General features: G+C 67.1%; 23 protein-coding genes. 13 read left to right on the top strand and 10 right to left on the bottom strand.

The window, feature by feature from the left end; translation table 11 throughout:
- Positions 1-15: 15 nt before the first annotated feature.
- The 3 genes from ASE79_RS00115 to ASE79_RS00105 are packed head-to-tail and all read left to right on the top strand — an operon-like array spanning position 16 to position 2,448.
- Complete coding sequence (locus tag ASE79_RS00115) at positions 16-759, top strand: PspA/IM30 family protein (protein ID WP_056410509.1); 744 nt, start codon at positions 16-18, stop codon at positions 757-759.
- A complete protein-coding gene (locus tag ASE79_RS00110) occupies positions 759-1,919 on the top strand; it encodes a glutathionylspermidine synthase family protein (protein WP_056410505.1) in 1,161 nt (386 codons plus the stop codon). Before ASE79_RS00115 ends, ASE79_RS00110 begins: the two co-directional genes overlap by 1 nt.
- A 1-nt stretch (position 1,920) precedes the next feature.
- Complete coding sequence (locus ASE79_RS00105) at positions 1,921-2,448, top strand: ankyrin repeat domain-containing protein (RefSeq protein WP_056410502.1); 528 nt, start codon at positions 1,921-1,923, stop codon at positions 2,446-2,448.
- A gap of 59 nt (positions 2,449-2,507) precedes the next feature.
- Here ASE79_RS00105 and ASE79_RS00100 read toward each other — a convergent pair whose 3' ends face one another.
- The 5 genes from ASE79_RS00100 to hppD form a co-directional block, all read right to left on the bottom strand.
- On the bottom strand, positions 2,508-3,488 hold the full coding sequence (locus ASE79_RS00100; protein ID WP_056410500.1) for a rhodanese-related sulfurtransferase: 981 nt from the start codon (positions 3,486-3,488) through the stop codon (positions 2,508-2,510).
- Positions 3,489-3,543: 55 nt separating this feature from the next.
- Complete coding sequence (locus ASE79_RS00095; RefSeq protein ID WP_056410497.1) at positions 3,544-3,909, bottom strand: Rieske (2Fe-2S) protein; 366 nt, start codon at positions 3,907-3,909, stop codon at positions 3,544-3,546.
- Positions 3,906-4,583 carry a maleylacetoacetate isomerase gene (gene maiA / locus ASE79_RS00090; protein WP_235516699.1) on the bottom strand — a complete coding sequence of 226 codons (678 nt, stop codon included), beginning with the start codon at positions 4,581-4,583 and terminating at the stop codon, positions 3,906-3,908. Before maiA ends, ASE79_RS00095 begins: the two co-directional genes overlap by 4 nt.
- The gene (gene hmgA / locus ASE79_RS00085; protein WP_056410489.1) at positions 4,547-5,872 is read right to left on the bottom strand and encodes a homogentisate 1,2-dioxygenase; all 1,326 of its coding nucleotides are present in this window, start codon (positions 5,870-5,872) and stop codon (positions 4,547-4,549) included. The genes maiA and hmgA overlap by 37 nt, the downstream gene beginning before the upstream one ends.
- Before the next feature lie 201 nt (positions 5,873-6,073).
- Complete coding sequence (gene hppD / locus ASE79_RS00080; protein WP_056410486.1) at positions 6,074-7,144, bottom strand: 4-hydroxyphenylpyruvate dioxygenase; 1,071 nt, start codon at positions 7,142-7,144, stop codon at positions 6,074-6,076.
- Between the two features lie 77 nt (positions 7,145-7,221).
- On the opposite strand from hppD, the gene ASE79_RS00075 reads away from it, so the two are divergent.
- Positions 7,222-7,710: a MarR family winged helix-turn-helix transcriptional regulator gene (locus ASE79_RS00075; RefSeq protein ID WP_200910294.1), complete on the top strand. Its 489-nt coding sequence runs from the start codon at positions 7,222-7,224 to the stop codon at positions 7,708-7,710.
- Here the strand turns inward: ASE79_RS00075 and ASE79_RS00070 are convergent.
- Positions 7,665-8,552: a LysR family transcriptional regulator gene (locus tag ASE79_RS00070; RefSeq protein WP_056410484.1), complete on the bottom strand. Its 888-nt coding sequence runs from the start codon at positions 8,550-8,552 to the stop codon at positions 7,665-7,667. The genes ASE79_RS00075 and ASE79_RS00070 overlap by 46 nt on opposite strands.
- Before the next feature lie 95 nt (positions 8,553-8,647).
- On the opposite strand from ASE79_RS00070, the gene ASE79_RS00065 reads away from it, so the two are divergent.
- Together ASE79_RS00065 and ASE79_RS00060 are read left to right on the top strand one after the other, a co-directional pair.
- Entirely contained in the window at positions 8,648-10,753 is a 2,106-nt protein-coding gene (locus tag ASE79_RS00065) for a malate synthase G (protein ID WP_056410481.1), read from the top strand.
- A complete protein-coding gene (locus ASE79_RS00060; RefSeq protein WP_056410476.1) occupies positions 10,753-11,280 on the top strand; it encodes a gamma carbonic anhydrase family protein in 528 nt (175 codons plus the stop codon). The genes ASE79_RS00065 and ASE79_RS00060 overlap by 1 nt, the downstream gene beginning before the upstream one ends.
- 37 nt (positions 11,281-11,317) lie before the next feature.
- On the opposite strand, the gene ASE79_RS00055 is transcribed toward ASE79_RS00060, so the two are convergent.
- Positions 11,318-13,492: a TonB-dependent receptor gene (locus ASE79_RS00055; protein WP_056410473.1), complete on the bottom strand. Its 2,175-nt coding sequence runs from the start codon at positions 13,490-13,492 to the stop codon at positions 11,318-11,320.
- Between the two features lie 174 nt (positions 13,493-13,666).
- Positions 13,667-14,470 (bottom strand): N-formylglutamate amidohydrolase, encoded by an 804-nt coding sequence (locus ASE79_RS00050; RefSeq protein ID WP_056410470.1) that lies wholly within the window; start codon positions 14,468-14,470, stop codon positions 13,667-13,669.
- A 16-nt stretch (positions 14,471-14,486) separates the two neighbouring features.
- Here ASE79_RS00050 and ASE79_RS00045 point away from each other — a divergent pair, with 16 nt between their 5' ends.
- From ASE79_RS00045 to ASE79_RS00035, 3 genes are all read left to right on the top strand, one after another.
- Entirely contained in the window at positions 14,487-15,395 is a 909-nt protein-coding gene (locus ASE79_RS00045; RefSeq protein ID WP_056410468.1) for a transglutaminase family protein, read from the top strand.
- Between the two features lie 14 nt (positions 15,396-15,409).
- Complete coding sequence (locus ASE79_RS00040) at positions 15,410-16,225, top strand: transglutaminase-like domain-containing protein (protein WP_056410465.1); 816 nt, start codon at positions 15,410-15,412, stop codon at positions 16,223-16,225.
- An 80-nt stretch (positions 16,226-16,305) separates the two neighbouring features.
- Entirely contained in the window at positions 16,306-16,650 is a 345-nt protein-coding gene (locus tag ASE79_RS00035) for a hypothetical protein (protein WP_416354489.1), read from the top strand.
- Positions 16,651-16,692: 42 nt separating this feature from the next.
- Here ASE79_RS00035 and ASE79_RS00030 read toward each other — a convergent pair whose 3' ends face one another.
- Both ASE79_RS00030 and ASE79_RS00025 read right to left on the bottom strand, forming a co-directional pair.
- Positions 16,693-17,421 (bottom strand): Crp/Fnr family transcriptional regulator, encoded by a 729-nt coding sequence (locus ASE79_RS00030; protein WP_162236976.1) that lies wholly within the window; start codon positions 17,419-17,421, stop codon positions 16,693-16,695.
- Between the two features lie 132 nt (positions 17,422-17,553).
- A complete protein-coding gene (locus tag ASE79_RS00025) occupies positions 17,554-18,267 on the bottom strand; it encodes an arylesterase (protein ID WP_056410453.1) in 714 nt (237 codons plus the stop codon).
- A 25-nt stretch (positions 18,268-18,292) separates the two neighbouring features.
- On the opposite strand from ASE79_RS00025, the gene ASE79_RS00020 reads away from it, so the two are divergent.
- From ASE79_RS00020 to ASE79_RS00005, 4 genes are read left to right on the top strand one after another with little or no spacing between them, the layout of a single operon-like run.
- Positions 18,293-18,991 (top strand): ABC transporter ATP-binding protein, encoded by a 699-nt coding sequence (locus ASE79_RS00020; RefSeq protein ID WP_056410451.1) that lies wholly within the window; start codon positions 18,293-18,295, stop codon positions 18,989-18,991.
- Positions 18,988-21,486 (top strand): ABC transporter permease, encoded by a 2,499-nt coding sequence (locus tag ASE79_RS00015; protein WP_056410447.1) that lies wholly within the window; start codon positions 18,988-18,990, stop codon positions 21,484-21,486. Before ASE79_RS00020 ends, ASE79_RS00015 begins: the two co-directional genes overlap by 4 nt.
- 24 nt (positions 21,487-21,510) lie before the next feature.
- The gene (locus ASE79_RS00010) at positions 21,511-22,743 is read left to right on the top strand and encodes a YihY/virulence factor BrkB family protein (RefSeq protein ID WP_235516698.1); all 1,233 of its coding nucleotides are present in this window, start codon (positions 21,511-21,513) and stop codon (positions 22,741-22,743) included.
- Positions 22,743-23,129, top strand: a complete 387-nt coding sequence (locus ASE79_RS00005; RefSeq protein WP_199861025.1) for a reverse transcriptase-like protein — start codon at positions 22,743-22,745, stop codon at positions 23,127-23,129. The genes ASE79_RS00010 and ASE79_RS00005 overlap by 1 nt, the downstream gene beginning before the upstream one ends.
- The last annotated feature ends 415 nt before the right edge of the window (positions 23,130-23,544 follow it).

Raw genomic sequence — 23,544 nt, 5'->3', positions numbered from 1 at the left:
AACGGAGAGACTGGCATGGCCATCTGGAGCAAGCTTTTCACCCTCGGTCGCGCCGGTGCGCACGAAGCCGGTGCGGCGGTCGTCGATGCGAACGCGCTGCGTATCCTCGACCAGGAAATCCGCGATGCGGACAAGGCGCAAGGCAAGGCGCGCGACGATCTCGCCGGACTGGTCGCGCGGCGCCGCATCCTCGAGACCGAGGTCGAGAGCTTCCGTGCGCAGGCGGCCAAGTATGAGGCGTCGGCACGCGTCGCGGTCGAGAAGGGCAATATGGATCTTGCGCGGCAGGTCGCGCAGCGGATCGCCGATCTCGAACAGGACATCGCGCTGAAGAGCCCGCAGGTCGAGGACATGCGCGCCGCCGAGGAGCAGATCCACACCGCCGTCGCGCAGACCGACCGCAAGATCGAGCAGCTCCGCCGCGAGGTCGAGGTCGTCAAGGTCAACGAGTCGGTGCAGAAGGCGCAGGCCTCGGTCGCGTCGGGCAGCATGGGGGCGGGCAACAAGCTGGGTTCGGCCGCCGACAGCCTCGCGCGGATCCGCGAACGCCAGGCGATCCGCGGCGAGCGGATCAAGGCGGCGGGCGAGCTGGAAGACCGTCGTACGGGCGCCGATCTCGACGAGAAGCTGCGGCTGGCGGGGATCCTGCCGGGCCAGTCGTCGGCGGACGACGTGCTCGCGCGGCTGACTGCGCCGAAGACGCCGGAACTTGGCCAGACGCTGCAGATCGGCCAGCGCGACGACAGCAAGGACAGCTGATGCGCCGGATCGCGGTCGACCCGCGCAGCGACTGGCGTGAGCGGGCGGACGCGATCGGCTTCGTCTATCACGACACCGATGGCGAACCCTATTGGGACGAGGGCGCGGCCTATGCTTTCACGCTGGCCGAGATCGAGAATGACCTCGAGCCGGCGGCGGAGACGTTGCACGCGATGTGCCTCGATCTGGTCGACGAGGTGGTGCGCGATCAGGTGCTGATGGAGCGGCTGGCAATCCCGCGCGAGCAGTGGAACTATGTCGCGGAAACGTGGCGGACGCGCCAGCCGTCGCTCTACGGCCGGTTCGATTTTGCCTATGACGGGACTGGGCCGGCCAAGCTGTACGAATACAACGCCGATACGCCGACATCGGTGTTCGAATGCGCGACGTTCCAGTGGATGTGGCTTGAAGATCTGCTCGCCAGCGGAAAGCTGCCGGCGGGGACGGACCAGTTCAACAGCCTGTTCGACAAGCTGCGCGAGCGGTTCCGCGCGCTGTTCCCGAGTGGAGGCTTCGTCCACTTCGCCGCGGATGCGTCTGCGATCGAGGATCGGCAGACCGTCCGCTTCTTCGAGGATCTGGCGAGCCAGGTTGGGATCGAGCCCAAGTTCGTCGAGATGAAGGATATCGGGCTCGCCGCGGATGGGCGCTTCGTCGATACCGACGGCTATGAGGTGCAGGCGGCGTTTAAGCTGTACCCGTGGGAGTTCATGCTCCGCGAGCCTTATGCGCCCAATCTGTCGCGCGCCGATGTGCGCTGGATCGAGCCCGCATGGAAGTCGATCCTGTCGAACAAGGGCATCCTGCCGCTGCTTTGGGAGCGGCATCCCGGGCATCCGAACCTGCTGCCTGCGTTCTTCGACGACGGCCCCGCCGCGGAGATCCTGGGGCCGAAATATGTGCGGAAGCCGCTGTTCTCCCGCGAGGGTGCGAATGTCGAGGTGATCGGGGACGCGGCGCATGCGGTGCTCGACCAGGGCTATGGCGCCGAGGGTGCGATCCGGCAGGCCTATGCGCCGCCGCCGGTGTTCGACGGGCGGCATCCGGTGATCGGCGCGTGGATGGTCGGCAACGAAGCCGCGGGGATCGGCGTTCGGGAGGATGACACGGTCGTGACGCGCAATCTCGCGCGGTTCGTGCCGCATATCATCGAGGCCTGACATGACCGACGCGCGCGAACTTCCCCCCTTGCCGCCGATGGAGCGGCTGGTCGAACTGTTGTTCGACGCGGCGCGGATGGGGCGCGAGGAGATGATCCCCGCGCTGTTGCAGGCGGGGGTCGATATCGAGGTGACCGATGCGAAGGGCTACACGCCGCTCGTGATCGCCAGCTATAACGGACAGGCCGACGCCACGGCGGTATTGCTTGCGGCGGGTGCGAAGGTCGATGGTGCGGCGGACGCGCGTGGCAACACGGCGCTGATGGGGGTGTGCTTCAAGAGCTATGCCGAGATCGCGCAGGTCCTGATCGACGCGGGGGCGGACGTGAACCGCCGCAATGGCGTCGGGCAGACGGCGCTGATGATGGCTGCGCTGGTGGGCAAGACGGCGATTATCGACCTGCTGCTGGAGCATGGCGCGGACGCTTCGGTTGCGGATGCTGCCGGTAATAGCGTGCACTCGCTGGCGCTGTCGCAGGGCAACACCGCGTTGGCGGCGCGGTTTGCTGCCCCAAGTCCGTCATCCTGACGAAAGTCAGGATCCTGGGTAACGCGCGCTACATCCTTGGCTCTGGATCCTGACTTTCGTCAGGATGACGGGAGGGTGTGGTGATCGTCGGTCCCGTGAGTCTTGGGTAGTACCGCGCCGACATGGGTTTCGCCGCGGGCTTCGGCTAGGCGCATCTGGCGTTCGCGTTCGGCATAACCCGCCCGCTGATCCGCGTTGCGCGCGTCGTGACAAGCCGAGCAGCTGATCCCTTCGACATAGAGCGGCGAGGCGCGATCGGCGATCCTGACGGGCATGCGGCAGGCGTGGCACAGGACGTGGCTGCCGGGGACGAGGCCGTGGCCGACTGCGACGCGCTGGTCGAAGACGAAGCATTCGCCTTCCCACAAGCTTTCCGTCTTGGGCACCGTCTCTAGATATTTGAGGATGCCACCCTTGAGGTGATACACCTCTTCGAGCCCCTCGGCCTTGAGGAACGCGGTCGATTTCTCGCAGCGGATGCCGCCGGTGCAGAACATCGCGATCTTGGGCGGCGGGCCATCGCCGACCAGTTCGGCGCGATTCGCGCGAAACCATGCCGGGAAGTCGCGGAAACTGCGCGTGTGCGGATCGACCGCGCCGGCAAACGTGCCGACCGACACCTCGTAATCGTTGCGCGTATCGATCAGAATCGTCCCCGGCTCGGCGATCAGCGCGTTCCAGTCCGAGGGCTCGACATAATGGCCGACGCCGCCCAGCGGATCGATCGACGGCTCGCCCATCGTGACGATCTCGCGCTTCAGACGCACCTTCATGCGGTGGAACGGCATCGTCTCGGCGCGCGATTCTTTCACGTCGAGGTCGGGGCACCCCGGTAACGCACGGATATGCGCGAGAACGGCATCGATCCCCGCCTCGGACCCGGCGATCGTCCCGTTGATCCCCTCAGGCGCGAGCAGCAGCGTCCCCTTCACCCCGTTCGAACAGCATGCGAGCGCAAGCGGCGGCTGGATCGCGGCGATGTCGGCGAACGGCGTGAAGCGATACAGCGCCACGACGCGGATGGGGAGTGTTTGGGTCATCGGTTCATCGTGCAGGGGAGGAGGTGCGCTCCCTTAGCGCACCGCGCCTGCCGCGTCAGCCTGTGGTGACGATCATCCCGTCGACCACCGCGACCGGCCACGGCGTCAGTCTCGTTCCGCCGCAAGGCCCGCCGACACAGGCGCCGCTGTCGATCGCGAACAGCGCCGAATGCCAGCTGCACGCGATCAGGTCGCCGCGCGGGGTGAGATAGTCGTCGAGCACCTGCGCCAGCGGCAGGCCCATGTGCGGGCAGCGATCGACATAGCCGACCACCGCGTCGTCCTTGCGCACGACAAAGCCGTGGAACCGTCCGGCGCGCATCTGCACCACGAAGTTGCGCGCCGTGCCCTCGGCGACCGCGTCGAGCGGCGCGAGTTTGATCCCGGCGGGCGTGGCGGTGAGCCGTTCGCCGTCGCTCATGGCCGATCCGCGTCGGGTTGCCGGTCGGGGTGCGCAGCAGCGAAAGCGGGCAGGGCGCGGGCCGTGTCGGCGGCGGCCTTGAGGTGCGGGTAGGGCGTCAGGTCGACGCCGAACCGTTCGGCGGAATAGACCTGCGGCACCAGGTGGCAGTCGGCGATCGTCGGCGTCGCGCCGAATGCGAAGCCGCTGCCATGACGCGCGATCATCACCTCCAGCGCGGCGAACCCCTCGCCGATCCAGCGCGCGATCCAGCGTTTCACGGCGGCATCGTCGGCGCCGAACTCGCTTCGCAGCGCGTTCAGGATCCGCAGGTTGTTCACCGGGTGGATATCGCACGCGACCGTCGCGGCCATCGCGCGGACGGTTGCCCGACCCTGCGCGTCGGCGGGGAGCAAAGGTGGATCGGGATAGGTCTCGTCGATCCATTCGAGGATCGAGGGGCTCTGCGTCAGGACGGCGTCGTTGGTTTCGAGGGCCGGTACGAGTGCCTGCGGATTGAGCGCCCGAAAGCCCGGCTCGCGGTGCGCGCCGGTGCGCAGGTCATGCGTGACCTGCGTATAGTCCACGCGCTTCAGCGCAAGCGCAATGCGCACCCGGTAGGCGGCGGTCGAGCGCCAATAGCCGTGGAGCGTCGGGGTCACCGCGGCAGGATCGCCTTGGGGAAATCCGACCACACCGCATCGTAATCGAGCTGTGAATGGTCCAGCGCATAGGCGGTCGGTGCGTAGGGCCAGCAGCTCTCGAGCATGAATGCCATCGTCCCGTCGATCTTGTGCGGTTTCAGGTCGGCCGCGCTCGCGCCCTGCCAGCTCGCCAGGTCGGGGCCGTGGCCGGACATCAGATTGTGCAGCGAGATACCGCCGGGCGCGAACCCTTCGGCCTTGGCATCATAGGCGCCGGTGATGAGCCCCATCGCCTCGGACATGATGTTGCGGTGGAACCAGGGCGGGCGGAACGTCCCCTCCGCCACCATCCAGCGTGGCGGGAAGATCACGAAATCGGCGTTGGCGCGACCGGGCACGTCGCTCGGCGAGGTCAGCAGCGTGAAGATCGACGGATCGGGATGATCGAAGCTGACCGTGTTGATCGTGTTGAACCGCGACAGGTCGTACCGCCAGGGGGCCAGGTTGCCGTGCCAGGCGACGACGTCGAGTGGCGAATGATCGAGCGTGGTGGTCCACAGCGATCCCATGAACTTCTGGACGACCTCGACGGGTTCGTCGCGATCCTCGAACCAGGCGACGGGCGTCTCGAAATCGCGCGGGTTGGCGAGGCCGTTGGCGCCGATCGGGCCGAGATCGGGCAGGCGGAACAGCGCGCCGTGGTTCTCTGCGACATAGCCGCGTGCTTGGCCATCGGGGAGTTCCGCACGGAAGCGGACGCCGCGGGGGACCAGTGCGATCTGGCCGGGGGCGATGTCGATCCGGCCGAGCTCGGTCAGCAAACGCAGCCGGCCGTGCTGCGGCACGAACAGCAGCTCGCCGTCGGCATCTATGAACACGCGGTCGGTCATGTCGGCATTCGCGGCGTAGACGTGGAGCGCGACGCCCTCGAGATCGGCGGGGTCACGGTTGGCGAGCATCGTCGTCATGCCGTCGATCAGGTCGGTGCCGGGGGCGGGAGCCTCGATCGGGTCCCAGCGCAGGCGATTGGGCGCGAGCGGCACGTCGGTTGTGCCGGGCGTGAACCGCTTGGCGCCGGAGTAACGTTCGAATGGCGGATGCTCGGCGGTCGGGCGCATCCGGTAGAGCCAGCTGCGGCGGTTCTCATGCCGCGGCGCGGTGAAGGCGGTGCCGGAGAGTTGCTCGGTGTAGAGGCCGAACGCCGGGCGCTGTGGCGAATTGCGACCGATCGGCAGCGCGCCGGGGACCGCCTCGGTCGATACGTGGTTGCCGAAACCGGGGAGGTACTCGCTCTGGCCGGCGGTCTCGCCTGCGGTGTTGGTCGGCTGGTGGATTGTCATGGCTTCCTCTCCGTCACCTGTTCCGATCAACGCCCGGACCGCCGGCCGTTCAAACTCTCTTTTCTACCCTCTCCCCTCGGGGAGAGGGAGGGAGACGCGCTTGCGCGGCGGAAGGGTGAGGGCACGCGCTGGCGTCTCGCGAGCCCTCACCCTCGGCGCTGGCGCGCCTTTCCCTCCCCTGAGGGGAGAGGGTTTCGGCCATCACGCGTCGACGGTCACCACACCACGGCGGATCTGGTCGAGCTCGATGCTCTCGTACAGCGCTTGGAAATTGCCGTTGCCAAAGCCTTCATTGCCCTTGCGCTGGATGATCTCGAAGAAGATCGGCCCGAACATGTTCTCGGTGAAGATTTGGAGCAGCAACCCCTCCTCGCCGACATTGCCGTCGATCAGGATGCGGTTGCGGCGCAGGCGTTCGAGGTCGTGGCCGTGGTTCGGCACGCGCTTGTCGACCAGCTCGTAATAAGTCTCGATCGTGTCTTGCAGCTTGACGCCGCGCGCGCGCAGCTTCTCGACCGTCTCGAAGATATCGTCGGTGGTCAGCGCCAGATGCTGGATGCCCTCGCCGTTGTAATCCTTGAGGAATTCCTCGATCTGGCTCTTGTCGTCCTGGCTTTCGTTCAGGGGGATGCGGATCGCGCGGTCGGGCGCGATCATCGCTTGGCTGAACAGGCCGGTCGCCTTGCCCTTGATGTCGAAATACTTCTGTTCCTCGAAGCCGAAGATCTGGCCGTAGAATTCGGCCCAGGTGCGCATCTGGCCACGCTTGACGTTGTGCGTGAGGTGATCGAGCAGATCGAGCCCGACATTGTTGGCAGCCTCGGCTTCGGCCGCGCCTGGAACCTGGTTCCAGTCGTCGTACAGGCTGCCTGCCGCGCCGTGCTTGTCGACCAGATACAGCAACGAGCCGCCGATACCCTCGAGCACATAGCTGTCCTCGCCGAGCGCGCCCATGCTGGCATCCGCGGCCTTGGCGCCGCGCGAGAGTGCTGCGTCGAACGCCGACTTCGCGTCCTGGACGCGGAACGCCATGCCGTTTGCCGACGGGCCGTGATCGGCACGGAACACGGCGGCCTGGCCGCCGTCCTCGCGGTTGAGCAGCAGGTTGATGCGGCCCTGCTTGTAGCGCGTGACGGCCTTGGTCGGGTGGGTCGAGGCGGCGACGAAGCCGAACTGCTCGAGCTGTGCCGCCATCCGGTCGGGATCGGGCGAGGTGAATTCGGCGAACTCGAACCCGTCCAGTCCCATCGGGTTTACGTCCATATGGTCCATCGCTCGATCCTTACTTGGTATCCGTTGTTACCAATCTGCTCTGTTGAAGAACTGGTGTCAATCGTTACGATCTCCGCATGGCTGACCGCGCGCTCGTTCTGGACGATTTCATCCCGTATCGCTTGTCGATCACCTCGAACCTCGTCAGCGCAGCGGTCGCGAACACCTATGAGGCGCTGTTCGGGCTGACGATTCCGGAGTGGCGGCTGGTGACGGTGGTTGCCGAGGCGGGCGGGATCACGCAGCAGCAGATCGGCCAGCAGACCCGGATGGACAAGGTCACCGTCAGCCGCGCGGCGATCGCGCTGGTCGAGCGCGGGCTGATGCAGCGTCATGCGAACCCCGACGATCGCCGCTCGCATCTGCTACGGCTGACCGAGGACGGGCAGACGCTGTACGCGTCGGTCGCGCCCAAGGCGCTCGATCTAGAGCGGCGCATCTTCGCGGGGTTTTCGGGTGCGGAGGTCGCGCAGTTCGTCGCGATGCTGCGGCGGATCGATGCGGTGGCGATCGACCTCGTTCAGGAATCCCAGGGCGGGGATGGCGACCAGAGCCCGCGCAGATAACCCAGCAGCGCGCGTGTGCCCGACGAGACGGGGCCGGGCGCATGGACCGCGAAGATCCCAATTTCCGCTGATCCAGCCAAGGCGGGCAGCACCCGGACCAGCCGGCCGCCGGCCAGATCGGCGCTGACGTCCCAGAGCGAGCGCAGTGCGATGCCGACGCCCGCCAGCGTGAGTTCGCGGACGACCTCGCTCGAATTCGTCGCGACGTAGCTCGGCCGGTCGATCGTCAGCGTGCCGTCGGGACCCGTAAGCCGCCACGGCATCTGCCCCTTGGCCGCCAGCAGGCGGTGCCCCGCGAGCGCGGCGGCATCGCCGGGCTGGCCGTGCTCCTCGACATAGCGCGGTGCCGCGCACAACACGCGGCGGCTGTCGGCGAGGCGGTAGCCGGTCAGCCCGGTGGGGATGGCGGGCGCGATGCGGATCGCCAGGTCGAGCCGGTCGCCGATCACGTCGGAAAAGCCGTCCGACAGATCGAGATCGAGCGCGATCGCGGGATGCGAGTCGAGAAAAGGCTTGAGCTGCGGGGCGATGTGGAGCCGCCCGAACGAGGTCGGCGCGCTCACCCGCAACGGCCCCGCGGGCGCATCGGCGCGATCGGCGACGCGCGCCTCGGCCTCGCGGATCGCCGCGAGGATCTCGATCATGTCGCGGTGATAGACCGCGCCGCGGGCGGTGAGGTCGAGCCGCCGCGTGGTCCGGTTGAGCAGTCGGACGCCGAGCCGCGCCTCGAGCCGGGCGATCCGCTTCGACACCATCGCCGGCGAGATGCCGAGTGATCGCCCCGCCGCGCTGAGGCTGGCGGTGCGGACGACTTCCGCGAAGAGGACGATATCGGGATCCATTCGTTCCCCTGGCGATCAACAGCTTTCGGTTTACGACGTCTAGTGGAGAAGGTGAGCAGCGTCTATCGTGCGGGGCAGAGCAGAAGGAGAGCAGCATGGCCGACGGGATCGACAAGGCGGGTCTGAAGATCGCCGAGCCGCTGGTGACGTTTATCGAGACGCGGGTGCTGCCGGGGACCGGGCTGGATGCCGCCGAGTTCTGGCAGGGGATGGCGGATATCTACCAGCGGTTCGCGCCCGAGAATGCCGCGCTGCTCGACGTTCGCGACGACCTTCAGGCCCGGATCGATGCGTGGCACGACGCGCAGGCCGGCACGCCAATCGATCAGGCCGCGTACCAGGCGTTCCTGCGCGAGATCGACTATCTGGTCGACGAGCCTGCGCCGTTCGCGGTCGCGCCGACCAACGTCGATGCGGAGGTAGCGCTGCTCGCCGGGCCGCAGCTGGTGGTGCCGATCCTGAACGCGCGGTTCCTGCTGAACGCCGCCAATGCGCGCTGGGGCAGCCTGTACGACGCGCTGTACGGCACCGACGCGATTCCGGGCACCGCGGCTCCCGGCGGCTATGACGCAGCCCGCGGCGCGCAGGTGATCGCCTGGGCCAAGGCGTTCCTGGACGAGGCAGTGCCGCTCGCCAATGGGTCATGGACCGACTGGACCGGCGGTACCCCCGATCTTGCCGATCCGGGCCAGCTCGTCGGGCATGCTGGCGACACGATCCTGTTGCGCCACAACGGCTTGCATATCGAACTTGTGATCGATCGCGAGCATCCGATCGGCCGCTCCGATCCTGCAGGCCTTGCCGATGTGGTACTCGAATCCGCGCTGACCACGATCGCCGATCTCGAGGATTCGGTCGCCGCGGTCGATGCCGAGGACAAGGTCGCCGCTTATGCCAACTGGCTCGGGTTGATGCAGGGCGACCTGGTTGCCAGCTTCGAAAAGGGCGGGAGGACCCAGACGCGCGCGCTCGATCATGACCGTCGCTACACCGCACCCGATGGCAGCGCTTTAAGCCTGCCTGGCCGCAGCCTGATGTTCGTCCGCAACGTCGGGCATCTGATGACGACGCCCGCGATCCTGCTCCCGGATGGCAGCCAGGCGCCCGAGGGGATCCTCGACGGGATCGTCACCTCGCTGATCGCGCTGCACGATCTGAACGGCGCGGGTGCGCTGCGCAACAGCCGCGCGGGGTCGATCTACATCGTCAAACCGAAGATGCACGGCCCCGACGAGGCCGGTTTCACCAACCGGCTGTTCGACGCGATCGAGGATCTGCTGGGGCTCGCGCGTCATACGATCAAGGTCGGCGTCATGGACGAGGAGCGGCGCACCTCCGCCAACCTCGCCGCGTGCATCGCCGCGGTTAAGGACCGCGTGGTGTTCATCAACACCGGCTTCCTCGACCGGACCGGCGACGAGATGCACACGTCGATGCGCGCGGGGCCGATGATCTGCAAAGGCGAGATGAAGGGCGCCAGCTGGATCAAGGCGTATGAGGATCGCAACGTCCAGATCGGGCTCGCCTGCGGTCTCGGCGGCAAGGCACAGATCGGCAAGGGGATGTGGGCCGCCCCCGACCGGATGGCGGACATGCTCGACCAGAAGATCGGGCATCCGCAAACCGGCGCGTCGACCGCCTGGGTGCCGTCGCCGACCGCGGCCACGCTGCACGCCACACATTATCACCGTGTCGACGTCTTCGCGCGGCAGGCCGAGCGCAAGCGCGAGGGCGTCGCGTCGCTCGACGCGCTGCTGACGGTGCCCGTCGCGACCGGCCACAACTGGCAGCCGGACGCGGTGCGCGAGGAGTTGGAGAACAACGCGCAAGGCATTCTCGGCTATGTCGTCCGCTGGATCGACCAGGGCGTCGGCTGTTCGAAGGTGCCCGATATCCATGACGTCGGCCTTATGGAGGATCGCGCGACGTTGCGGATCAGTTCGCAGCACATGGCGAACTGGCTGCTCCACGGCATAGCCACGCCCGACGCGGCGGACGCGGCGCTGCGGCGGATGGCGGCGAAGGTCGATGCGCAGAATGCCGGCGACCCGCTCTACCGGCCGATGGCGGGGCATGAGGACGACAGCCTGGCGTTCCAGGCGGCGCGTGCGCTCGTGTTCGATGGCCTCAGCCAGCCCAACGGCTATACCGAGCCGCTGCTCCACGCCTATCGCGCGCGCGTGAAGGCGCAGGACGCCTGATGCCCCGCTATGCGATCGAGGGGAAACGCCCGACGGTGGCGGACGACGTGTGGATCGCGCCGTCCGCCGACGTGATCGGCGATGCGCGACTGGGGCAGGGTGCAAGCGTCTGGTTCGGCGCGGTCATCCGCGCGGACAACACGCCGATCCTGGTCGGCGCGCGGACCAACATCCAGGAGGGCGCGATGCTGCATTCGGATCCCGGCGCGCCGCTGAGCGTGGGCGAGGGGTGCACGATCGGCCACCACGCGATCCTCCACGGCTGCACGATCGGCGACAATGTGCTGGTCGGCATGGGCGCGACGATCCTCAACAACGCGGTGATCGGCGACGATTGCCTGATCGGGGCGAACGCGCTGGTGACCGAGGGGAAGGTGTTCCCCGCGGGGAGCCTGATCGTCGGCGCGCCGGCAAAGGCGGTGCGCGACCTGTCGCCCGAGGCGATCGCGGCGCTGAAGCTGTCGGCCGCGGCCTATGCGGCGCGGCAACGTGTATATGCGGAGGGGCTCGAGCGGATCGAGGACTAAGGAGCCGGCGACGCGTCGCCGGCCCCCCCCCGTCAGGTCAGAGGCCGAAGCGCAACGTCGCGCGGAAATCGCGACCGGCGAGCGGGGCGAAGTCCTTGAGGAAGCTCGTCGCGCGGCGCGCATTGACGTCGAACAGGTTGTTCGCGCTCAGCAACAGCGTCGTCTTCGAGTCCTTGCCGAACGGGCTGAGGCCGATCGACGCGTTGACCATCGTATAGTCGTTGGTCTTCGTCTCGAACGCGGCGATCCGGTTCTGGTCGAACACATGCTCCACCTCGACGCGGCCGTTGATCCGGTCGCCCTGCGCCTCGATCCCGCCGAGCACGCGCATCGGCGGGATGCGCGGCACGGGCCCCTGGTCGACGATGTTGGCATGGACGTAATCGCCCAGCACGTCGGCGTTGACCGCATAGCCACCGATCTGCGCGACCTTCACCGACGCATCCGCCTCGAACCCGTAATAGCGCGCATTGGCCTGCTGATACTGGAAGCAGGGCAGGTCGACGGTGCGCCCCGAGGGATTGGCGGCGGCCTGGCAGACCGACGATGCGACCTGATTCTCCGAGATATAGTTCGAGAACCAGTTGTAATAGGCCGATGCGTCGAAGCTGAAGCCGTCGCCATGCGCATGCAGCGTGCCTTCGAGCCCCCACGACTTCTCCAGCCTGAAGTCCGGGTTGCCGAGTTCATAGGCCTGCGTGCCGGCGTGTGCGCCGTTCGCGAACAGCTCCTCGCCCGACGGCGCGCGCTCGGTGCGCGATCCGTTCAGCCCGACCCGGATGCTGTCGGAGAGCGCATAGGACGCGCCGAGCGACCCCGACACCGAATGATAGCTCTGGCTGCCGCGGAAGAAGCGCAGATCGTCCTCGGGCGTCCGCGCTGCGAGATCGGTGATCTCGTAGCGCAGGCCGCCCTCGGCGCGGAACTTGCCGGATTCATATTGCTGCAGCGTGAAGAGCCCGGTCTGGTTCGTTTCGTTCTTGGGCAGGAAGGCCTCGTCGCCGACCACGTTGAAGATCCGGTTGTAGAACTGCACGCCCGAGGCGCCCTGCCAGCCGCCGCGGTTCGCCTGGACGACTTCGAGGCGTCCTTCGAGGCCCTTGTTGTAGAACGCGGTGCCGACCGAGCCGTCTTGCTCAAGCTCGAAATGGCGATAGCTCGCCTGCCCGACGCGGACTCGGATCTTGCTGATGACGTCGCCACCCGTCTCGATCTCGCCACGCAGGTCGACCCGGTTCTGGACAATGTCGAGACGTGGCGCTTCCTGCTCCTGGCCGACTTGCGTGGCGTAGCGGATCGGCACGCCGTACAGGCTGTCATAATGGCTGTACGACACGCCGAGGCTGCCGGTGTCGGTGATGATCGAGGCGCCGGCGCCCGCCGTCCAGGTCTCAGCCTGCGTGTTGGGGAGCTTGCCCTTGAGCTGCGCCGATGCGGCAAAGTCGATCGGATCGGCGGCGTTGGGATCTGCCGGCTGCGCGGCGGCGGCGAGCGCCTGCGCGCGTGCGTCGCGCGACAGGATATAGCCGCCGGTGCGCAGGTCGCCCGACTTCAGATAGGATCCATCGGCGTGGAGGACGAGATGCGGGCCGACCGCGACGTCGCCCGCCATCCCGCCTGACCGCTCGTTGGCGGCCGAGCCGTAATTGGCGATGCCGTTCACGCGGTAGCCATTCTCGGGCACGGTGCGCGGGATGCGCGTGTCGATGACGTTGACGACACCGCCGACCGCCGAAGTCCCGTAGAGGAGCGCGCTGGGCCCGCGGAGGATCTCGATACGCTCGGAGAGCAGCGGATCGATGATGACGGCGTGGTCGACCGAGGTGTTCGACACGTCGATCGAGCCGATCCCGTCGGTCAGTACGCGGATCCGGTCGCCCTGAAAGCCGCGGAGAATGGGACGCGACGCGCTCGGTCCGAACGAGCTGGCGGAGACGCCGGGCTGACGCGCGAGCGTCTCGCCGATCGACGGGCGCAACTGACGCGTGAGCTCCTGGCCGGTGAGGACCGTCGTACCCTGCAACACGTCGCGCTCGCTGGTCTGGAGCGGCGCGGTGACGATGATGTCGCGCTGGTTGGTCGAGCCGACCGATGTCTGGGTGGAAGCAGGGGCGGGGGGCGGAGCGTTCGGATCAGCAGGCGCGGACTGCGCGTAAGCGGGCGTCGAGAGGAGCGCAGCCAGGGCGGTGGCGCCGAACAGAATCGTCTTCATGAAATTCCCTTGTGTCGTCCCTGTACGCCGCTCGGGTAAATTTAATGATACATCATATCAAGTGACAATCTCGCCATGTGCGGCAATGGATGGAACCTGTTACCGCAATGCAACACGCGGCAGCCTGTGGATCCAGCGCGTGCCGCGCACTGGCGCGACCGGACGTGTCGGCGCTCAGTCCGGCTCGAACCCATAAGTGGTGGCCGCGGTCGGCAAAAGCCGCGCCAGCCGGTTCGCCCAGGCTTCGCAGCCGGCTGCGTCGCCGAGCAGGTCTTGGCGAACCTCGATCTCGGCATAGAGCCGGCGTTCGGGATAAGCGTGCCGTGGGATGGTGTAGTCGATCAGGTCCATCCGGTACGGCTCGTTGTCGCCCACCACCAGGTCCGGCTCGTCGCGCAGGACGTCGAGAAGCGCGTGCGCGAATGCGGTGTCGCCGCCGTCGTGCAGGATGCCGATCTGCCAGGGGCGGTCCTGATCGCGCAATGCGCCCTTCATCGCCGGCGTGAAGCTGTGCAGCGCGACGATCAGCGTGGTCATCCCCGCCGCGTCGCGTCGCGCGATCTCCGCCGCGATCGCCGCATGATAGGGTTCGTGGATCTCGGCGAACCGCGCCGCGCGGTCGGTCTCGGACAGCGCGGCGTTGCCGGGAATGACCGTCGCGTCGCTCACCGCGGCGATCACGTCGGGCTGACTGGGGCTGCGATTGCAGTCGATCACCAGTCGCGAATAGGTCTGGCGGATGAACACCGCGTCGAGCCGTTCGGCGAGCAGCGCGCCGAGTTCGCCGATGCCGATATCCCAGCCGATGTGCCGCGACAGCTCAGCCTCGTTCAACCCCAGCGACCCCAGCGCCTTGGGCACGACATTTCCCGCATGATCGCCGATCAGCAGGAACGATGACGCGCCTTTGGGGTTGATCGTTGTGACCGGTGCGGCATCTTCGGTCCCTAGCAGCGATAGGCTGGCAGTGCTGTTCATGCGACGTGGATCCTCGATGCCATCTCTAACGCTTTCTCATGTAACCAAATACTCGTATCGCCAACCGGTTGCGTTCGGCGAGCACCGGATCATGGTCCGGCCGCGCGAAAGCTACGACCAGCGGCTGATCGACACGCAGCTGACGATCACGCCGGAGCCCGCCGAGGTCCGCTGGCTGCACGACGTGTTCGGCAATGCAGTTGCGATCGCCACCTTCGACAAGCGCGCCAAGGATCTCGTGATCGACAGCCGGGTCCGGCTCGATCACAGCCCCGCCGAGCTGCAGAACGTCGATATCGAGCGCTATGCGCGCTTCTATCCGTTCACCTATTCGTCGGAAGACATGCCCGACCTGCTCCGCTCGATCGAGCGCCAGCATCATGATCCGCTGCGCCAGATCGACAGCTGGGCGCGCCGGTTCGTCGCGCCGGGCGGGCAGACCGACACGCTTGCCATGCTGTCCGAGATGACCGCGGCGATCAAGCGCGAGTTCACCTATGTCCAGCGCCCCGAAAAGGGCACGCAGTCGCCGATCGAGACGCTCGCCAGGCGCAAGGGCACGTGCCGCGATTATGCGATGCTGATGATCGAGGCGGTGCGCGCGCTGGGGTTCGCAGCGCGGTTCGTCTCGGGCTATGTCTACAACCCGACACGTCGGGAGAGCCGGACGGGCGGCGGCAGCACGCATGCCTGGGTGCGCGTCTACATTCCCGGCTCGGGCTGGGTCGAGTTCGATCCGACCAACGGCATCGTCGGCAATCGCGGTCTCATCCGCGTCGCGATCGCACGCGATATCTACCAGGCGGTCCCTGTGTCCGGCACCTGGAGCGGCTTTCCCGGCAGCTTCCTCGACATGACCGTGTCGGTCGACATCACTGTCGACGAGGATGAGACGGTTATGCAACATCCATCGCTAACAGCTTGAACAGGGGGACATCGATGCTGATCCGGGCCGGCTATGACATACGTTTCGAAACCGACGTCGACACGCCGATGCTGGCGATGCTCAGCGTGCATCCGTCGCGCAACAAGGATCTGGTGACCCCGCACCGGATCGCTGCCAGCCCAGACGTGCCGACCTATGACTATCTCGATGCATTCGGCAACGTATGCACGCGGTTCACCGTGCCGAGCGGCGGGCTGACGCTGTCGTGCGACTTCACGATCGATGATAGCGGCCTGCCGGATTCGGTGACCCCCGACGCGGTCCAGCATGCGGTCGCGGATCTGCCCGACGACATCCTGATCTACCTGCTCGGCAGTCGCTATTGCGAGACCGACCGCCTGTCCGAGACCGCCTGGTCGCTGTTCGGCCATGTCCCCGCAGGCTGGCAGCGAGTCCAGGCAATCGTCGACTTCACGCATAATCATGTCGAGTTCGGCTATCACTTCGCGCGGTCGACCAAGACCGCGTGGGACGTCTACCAGGAGCGCCAGGGCGTCTGCCGCGACTTCGCGCATCTGGCGGTCACCTTGTGCCGCTGCATGAACATCCCCGCGCGCTATTGCACCGGCTATCTGGGCGACATCGGCATCCCGCCGGTCGACGCGCCGATGGATTTCTCCGCCTGGTTCGACGTGTATCTTGGCGGCACGTGGCACACGCTCGACGCGCGGCACAATCGCCCGCGGATCGGCCGGATCCTGATGGCGCGCGGCCGCGACGCGACCGATACCGCGCTCACCACCAGCTTCGGCCCGGCGCGTCTGGTGGGCTTCGACGTGCACACCGATGCGCTCGAATCAACGGGCTAAACCGGCTAAAGCGTCAAGTTAGGCCTTGTCGCCCGTGTCGCGTTCGGCCTAACGCCACCGATCCTTCAACTTATGCTGCGATGCACAACATGACCTCGACTCCAGACCAGTCCGCCCCGTCCAACGCCAACGCGCTGCTGCTGCAGGCGATCGCGCTGCGCAAATGCATCACCGCGACGTATAACCGGATGGTCTGCACGCTGGCCCCGCACATCCTCTACACCAAGCATGATGACGTCTTCGTCGACGCGATCACGCTCGAGCGCGACGGTCAGCCCCCAAAGGAGATCAAGCTCGGCACATTCAAGCTGGCGGGGCTGAAGGATATCGAGGTCACCGACCGTTCGTTCGTGCCCGACGCGATCTTCAACCCCGGCGATATCAAGTATGACCGGGTCACGCTGTTCGTCGTCGACCGCACCTGAGGCCGGGATCCTCCCCCTGGGGAGGGGAGGATTAGGGCCGCCTCAGATCGCGGGCGGTAGCCACGCGGTCTCGATCTCGCCGTAGCGATCGGTGAAGCCCGTCGCCGCGACCAGTGCGGCTTCGTCGACGATCCGGACCCGGCGCCCGGTCCGTTCGATCACGCCCGACTTTTCGAGCGCGCGGATCGTACGGTTGACGTGGACCTTGGTCAGACCCAGCGCATCGCCGATATCGGTCTGCGTCAACGGCAGGTCGAACGAGTCGACGATCCCGCCTGCGGTCACGCGCAGTCGCGCCATGATGTCGAGCAGCAGAGTCGACAGGCGCTCGCTCGCTCCCATCCGCCCGATGGTGGTCAGCCGGTCGCTCATCGCGACATTCTCGGCCGCGGCGATCGCGTAGAGCAGCCCGGCGACCCGCGGCTGCGCGCGGAAGAGCAGGCCGAGCTCGGTCTTGGGCAGGTCGATCACGATGCAGTCCGAGATCGCGGTCAGCGTGGCGGCGGCCTGCGACCAGGCCATGCTCGACGTCCCGATCAGGTCGCCTGCATAATGGAAGCGCAGGATCTGCCGTCCGCCCGTGACCAGCTTGGTCGACGAATGCAGCCAGCCCTGGCGCACGACGTACAGCGCGTGGCTTTCGCCACCTTCCGCGACCAGGACATCGCCCGCACGCAACCGCCGCTCGCCGCGTTCGGCGTGCAGGATCGCTTTGCGCTCGGCATCGGTGAGATCGAGATGTCGCCCCAGCCGTGCGATCAAACCGCTCAATTGCATCCGTGTCCCTTTTCCCTGTTACCCGCGCGCCGCCCTTGCCGGTCATAGTGCGGAATCATCATTGCACACGTTATGATCCGCGCGCGCGTCTCGAAACCTGTCGACGTCGGTGCCAATGCACAGCCGTCAGCGTGGCCGTCCTAACGCGCTTTCGACCACGGGTGCAACGCGGGCGGCGATGCGGTCCACGCCGGTCCGATTGGGATGGACGCGGTCCGCCTGCATCAAGCGGCCGTCGCCGATCACCCCGTCGAGGATGAACGGGTAGAGCGCGGCGTCATACCGCTTGGCAAGATCGGGCCAGATCGCATTGAATGCACGCGTATAATCCGGGCCGAGATTGGGCGGCGCCATCATACCGGTCAGCATCACCGGGATCGCGCGACGCTTCGCCTCGTCCATCATCGCCGTCATGTTGGCGCGCGTCTCCTCCGGCGAGATCTGGCGAAGAACGTCGTTGCCGCCAAGCCCGATCAGGATGAGGTCGGGTTTGCGAGTCATGTTGTCGAGCGCGAACGCGAACCGCTGTCGCCCCGCGGCACTCGTATCGCCCGACACGCCGGCATTGACGATCGTCGCGTTGATCCCGTCCTTGCGCAACCGCGCCTGCACCGCGTCGGGCAGGCTCTGCCCCCGGTCGAGACCATAGCCCGCATACAGGCTGTCCCCAAAGGCGAGGATCAGCCGCTGCGGTCCCTGTGGCGCGGGCGTCGCGGCGACCGGCGCGACCAGATTGGTCGCAGGCGGCGGGGCAGGGGGCTCGGCTGTCCGGTCGCAGCCGGCCAGTAGCCCCGCTTGGAGAAGCGCCAGTCCGCCCCCATAAAGAGGCCAGCGTCGCATTTTTCTCTCCAAGATATTGGTCTCCATGTCCGAACCTGCTTCCGCCGATATGGTGATCTCGGCCCGCGATGTCACGCTGACACTCGGCGCATCGACCGCCGCCACCGCGATCCTGAAAGGCATCGATCTCGATGTCGTTCGCGGGACCAGCGTCGCGCTGCTCGGGCCGTCGGGCTCGGGCAAGTCGTCGCTGATGGCGGTGTTGTCCGGACTGGAGCGGGCGAGCGGCGGCCGGGTCGAAGTGGCGGGGCTCGATTTCGGCACGCTCGACGAGGATGCGCTGGCGCGGGCGCGGCGCGGGCGGATCGGGATCATCCTCCAGGCCTTCCACTTGTTGCCGACTATGACGGCGCTGGAGAATGTCGCGGTGCCGATGGAGCTGGCCGGCATGCCCGATGCGTTCGCGCGGGCCGAGGCCGAACTCGCCGCGGTCGGGCTGTCGCACCGGATCGGCCATTATCCGACGCAGCTTTCGGGGGGCGAGCAGCAGCGCGTGGCGATCGCCCGCGCGCTCGGCCCGCGTCCGCCGCTCGTGTTCGGCGACGAGCCGACCGGCAACCTCGATGCCGCAACCGGCGCATCGGTGATGGACCTGCTGTTCGACCGCCGCGCCGCGACCGGTGCCACGCTGATCATCATCACGCACGACCCCGTGCTCGCGGCGCGCTGCGACCGGATCGTCGAACTTGCCGACGGCCGGATCGCCGCGGATCGCCTGCGGTGAGCGAATGGCGGCTGGCGTGGCGGCTTGCCCGTCGCGAGCTCGATTTTCGGTTTCGCGGGCTGCGGCTGTTGCTCGCGTGCCTGTTCCTCGGCGTCGGCGCGCTGGCGGCAATCGGTAGCCTGACTCAGTCGATCGACGGCGAGCTTGCCGCGCGTGGCAGCGCGATCCTCGGCGGCGACGTCGAATTCGGCACGTCGCAGCGCGCAGCGACGCCGGACGAGCGCGCCGCGATGGCCCGGCTCGGCACGGTGTCCGAAACAGTGCGGATGCAGGCGACCGCGATCCGCGGCACGAACAGCGTGCCCGTCCAGCTCAAGGGCGTCGATGCGGTGTATCCGCTCTATGGCACGCTTGCGGTGCAAGGGGGATCGGCCACGACGGTGCGCGATGCCAGCGCGATCTGGATCGTCCCCGCGCTCGCGCAAAGGCTCGGCATCGGTCGCGGCGCGACCGTGCGGCTGGGCGTCGCCGACTTCACGGTGGCTGGCGTAATCGCGAGCGAACCCGACCGCCTTGGCGAGGGCTTCACGCTCGGCCCGGTCGCGATCGTGTCGATGGCGGGTATCGCGCGGACCGGGCTGGTCCAGCCCGGCAGCCTGTACGAAACCAAATACCGCGTTCGGCTGTCGCCCGGCGCGTCGCCCACCGCCGCGGTCGACCGGTTCAAGGCGGCGTTCCCGACCGGCGGCTGGGAAACCAAGACGCGTGATCGCGCCGCGCCGGGGGCCGAGCGCTTCGTCGACCGGATGGGCCAGTTCCTGCTGCTCGTCGGCCTGTCCGCGCTGGTCATCGCCGGGATCGGCGTCGGCAACGGCGTCTCCTCCTATCTCGCCGCTCGCCGCAGTAGCATCGCGGCGTTGAAGGTGCTGGGCGCCACCTCCGGCCTGATCGCGAAGATCTATCTGCTCGAGGTCGCGGTTGTCGCGGCGATGGGGATTGTCGCCGGGCTGGTCGCGGGCGCTGCGACGGTGCCGCTGATCGTCTGGCTGGCGGGCGACGTTCTGCCGGTCGCGCCGAGCTTCTCGCTCCAGTTCGGCCCGCTCGCGCTCGCGGCCGCCTATGGCATGCTGATCGCGCTAGCCTTTACCGCGCCGCCCTTGATCGAGGCGGGCAGCATTCCCGCGGCTGGGTTGCTACGCGGCGTGTTCGGCAATCGCCCCGTTCCACTGCGCCGGACCTTGCCCTGGGTCGTCGGCGCTGGTGCCGCGATCGTCGCGCTGGCGCTGTCGACCGCGGAACAGCCCGGGTTGAGCGCGGGATTCCTGGCGGCGGTGGCGGGCGTGCTGTTGGTGCTCGCCGCGTTCGGCTGGGCGATACGCCGGATCGCGGCATTGCTGCCCCGGTCCCGGCGGCCGCTGTTGCGGCTCGCGATCGCCGGGCTCCACCGCCCGGGTGCGCGCACCGGCACGCTGGTCGTCGCTCTCGGTCTTGGCCTGACGCTGTTCGTCCTGCTCGCCGGCATTCGCACGAGCATCGATGCGAATATTGCACTCACCGTGCCGAAGCGCGCGCCGGCATTGTTTGCACTCGACGTACCCCCCCATCGAGAAGCCGATTTTCGCCGGACCGTCGAGCGGATCGCGATCCACCCCGTGATCCGGACGGTGCCGGCGATGCGCGGCACGATCACCGGCTATGGCACGACGCGGGTCGCGGACCTGAAGACCTTGCCCGAAGGCGCTTGGGCGTTGCGCGGCGAACGCGGGATCACCTTTTCCGCGACCCTGCCCGAAGGCAGCGAACTGACCGCCGGCCGCTGGTGGCCGCGCGAGTATCGCGGGGCGCCTCTGGTTTCGATCGACGAGCGACTGGCGAAGGCCCTCGACCTGAAGATTGGCGATCCGCTCAGCTACACGTTGCTCGGCGTCGAACGGACTGCGCGGATCGCCTCGTTCCGCCGGATCAGCTGGGACACTCTCGGCTTCAACTTTGTGATGGTCTTCTCGCCCAACGCGATCGAGGATGCGCCGCACAATCTTGCCGCGACGATCGATCTCGCGCCCGGCGAGGAATCGATGGTGATGCGCGCGTTGCTCCCGCGCTTCCCGTCGGTATCGGTGATCGAGGTGCGCGGCGTGCTGGGGCAGGTCCGCGATATCGTCTCGCAGATGGCGACCGCGATCACCGCGGCGGCGTCGGTCGCGATCCTGGCGGGGGTCGCGGTATTGATCGGCGCGATCGCCGCGGCGCGCGAGGCGCGCACCTATGACGGGGTGATCCTGCGCACGCTCGGCGCGACGCGGCGGCAGGTGCTCGCGGTACAGGCGCTCGAATATGCGTTCCTGAGCATCATCCTGTCGGTGCTCGCGCTGCTGCTCGGCCTTGGCGGCGCGTGGTATGTGATCACGCAGCTGTTCAGCTTCGAATGGCGACCGGATTACCCGACCATCATGGCCACGCTGCTCGGCGGGGCGGGGCTGACGATGGGGATTGGGTTGATCGGGGCCTGGCCGATCCTCGGCGCGCGACCGGCGCAGGCGTTGCGGCAACTCTGAGGGCACGTTTGCGCGCGCGCGGCGTTGGGCGGGAACGTACGACGACCAAGGGGCAAGACGCTGAGCAAGACCGAGCCACGAGACCAGAATGACGCGAGCAGCCCCTGGTCGATGTCGTCGCGCGACTGGTGGAAGGTCCTCAAGCGGACCTGGGCCGAGGCTGGCGACGACAATATCGGGCTGATCGCGGCGGGGACTGCATTTTACGGGTTCGCCGCGATCGTCCCGCTGCTCGCGTCGGTGGTGCTGATCTACGGGCTGGTGGCAGATACCGCGACGGTGGTCGCCAACATCCGCGCGCTGTTCAACGTGCTCCCCGACGACGCGGCGCGAGTCATCGCCGACCAGCTGGCCACGGTGGTCGGCACGTCGGAGGGCAAGAAGGGGTTCGGCCTCGTCGTCGCGCTCGGTATCGCCTTGTACGGCGGGACGAAGGGGGCGTCGTCGATCGTGACGGCGCTGAACATCGCCTATGAGGAGCGCGAGACACGCGGTTTCATCCGCCTCAACCTGCTCGCCTTCGCAATCACTGCGGGCGCGGTCGTGCTCGCGCTGGTCGCCGCGCTCTCGATGGCGGCGTTCGCGCTGCTCGACAGCTTGATCCCGGGGGCTCCGGACATCGTGCTGCTGGCGATCCGGCTGGTGAGCTACACGGTTCTCGCCTGTCTGGGCGTCTCGGCGGCGGCGTGCCTGTATCGGTTCGGCCCCAACCGGCATAAGGCCAAATGGGCGTGGCTGACGCCCGGATCGCTGGCGGCGACAGTGGTGTGGATGGCGGCGACGATCGGGTTCGGCGTGTATGTCTCGCGCTTCGGCAATTATGGCGCGACCTATGGCTCGTTGAGCGCAGTCGTCATCCTGCTCACGTGGTTGTGGCTGTCGGCCTATGTCTTCCTGCTCGGCGCGGAGCTGAACTCGGAACTCGAGCACCAGACGACGCGCGACACGACGACGGGCGAGGCGGCGCCGATGGGCCTGCGTGGCGCGGCGGTCGCGGATACGGTCGCTATGACCGATACACCCGCGGAAACTCCATCGCCCGCGGCAACCGGCGGGGTAGGGGTATTGGCAGCGGCGCATTTGGGCGGCGTGCATGGCGGGGTTCCCGCTTCGCTACTGGCGCTCGCCGGTCTGCGGTCGATCCGTCGAGGTTCGCCCGTCGCGGGGCTTGGCCTGATAGCTGTCGGTGCAGTGCTCCCCCACCGCAAGGCGCCTGCGCCAAGTGAGGCGGTGCCGATCATACAGGCCGAAGCCTGATGTCGGTGCTGCCGATCAAGCTGTTCTTTGACGGCGGGTGCCGACCCAATCCCGGCAAGATTGAGGGCGCGGTCGTCCGCAAGGGCGTCGTCCACTACCGCCATGATCTCGGCGAAGGCGACAATAGCGATGCCGAGTGGCTGGCCGCGATCCACGCACTGGAGCTCGCCGCGGGTCATGGGGACCTCGATGTCGTGCTGCTCGGCGATTCGACGGTTGTCGTCACGCAGGCCAATGGTCGTGCGCCGTGCCGTTCGGCCGCGCTGAAGGCGCACCGGGCCAGGTTTGCCGAAATCGCGTTGGGCTTCGACCGCGTTCGTCTGCGCCATATCGGGCGCGCGCAGAATCTAGCCGGGATCGCACTTGCCCGGTTGCATCCGCGATGACCGGGGCCCGCAGGGGACCAGAGGAGGCGTTGTCGGGCTGAGATTCGAAAAGTGACCTGGAACTGTAAAAAACCGTTTGACGGGTGTGTGGGGTGGCCGTAGAGGGGTGTCACCGCAGCGGAGTGCCTCACCGGCTTCTGCAGCGGTCGCAAAAAACCAGATGCTCCAAGCTTCCTGCAAGGGAGGTTATGCGAGTGTCGGTATTTTTGTCGGCTCTTTGACATTGTAGGTTTAGATGAAGGGACATGTGGGCGGCGGCTTGCGGTTTCTAGGGTCCTCAAGGCTCTGGGTAATCGTTTAAAGCTAAGTCGTTCTCATATGTCCTTCACGTATCCATACGTAAAGAATATTGTGCAGAGCGGCTCCTTGAGATGAGCTGTCGTGTCGTGGAATTCCACTGCGACGTGATGGTGAC

It is taken from the genome of Sphingomonas sp. Leaf28, assembly GCF_001421685.1.
Lineage (GTDB): Bacteria > Pseudomonadota > Alphaproteobacteria > Sphingomonadales > Sphingomonadaceae > Sphingomonas > Sphingomonas aurantiaca.
The sequence above is the reverse complement of the archived record's forward strand: the minus strand, read 5'-3'. Positions and strand labels throughout refer to the sequence as shown.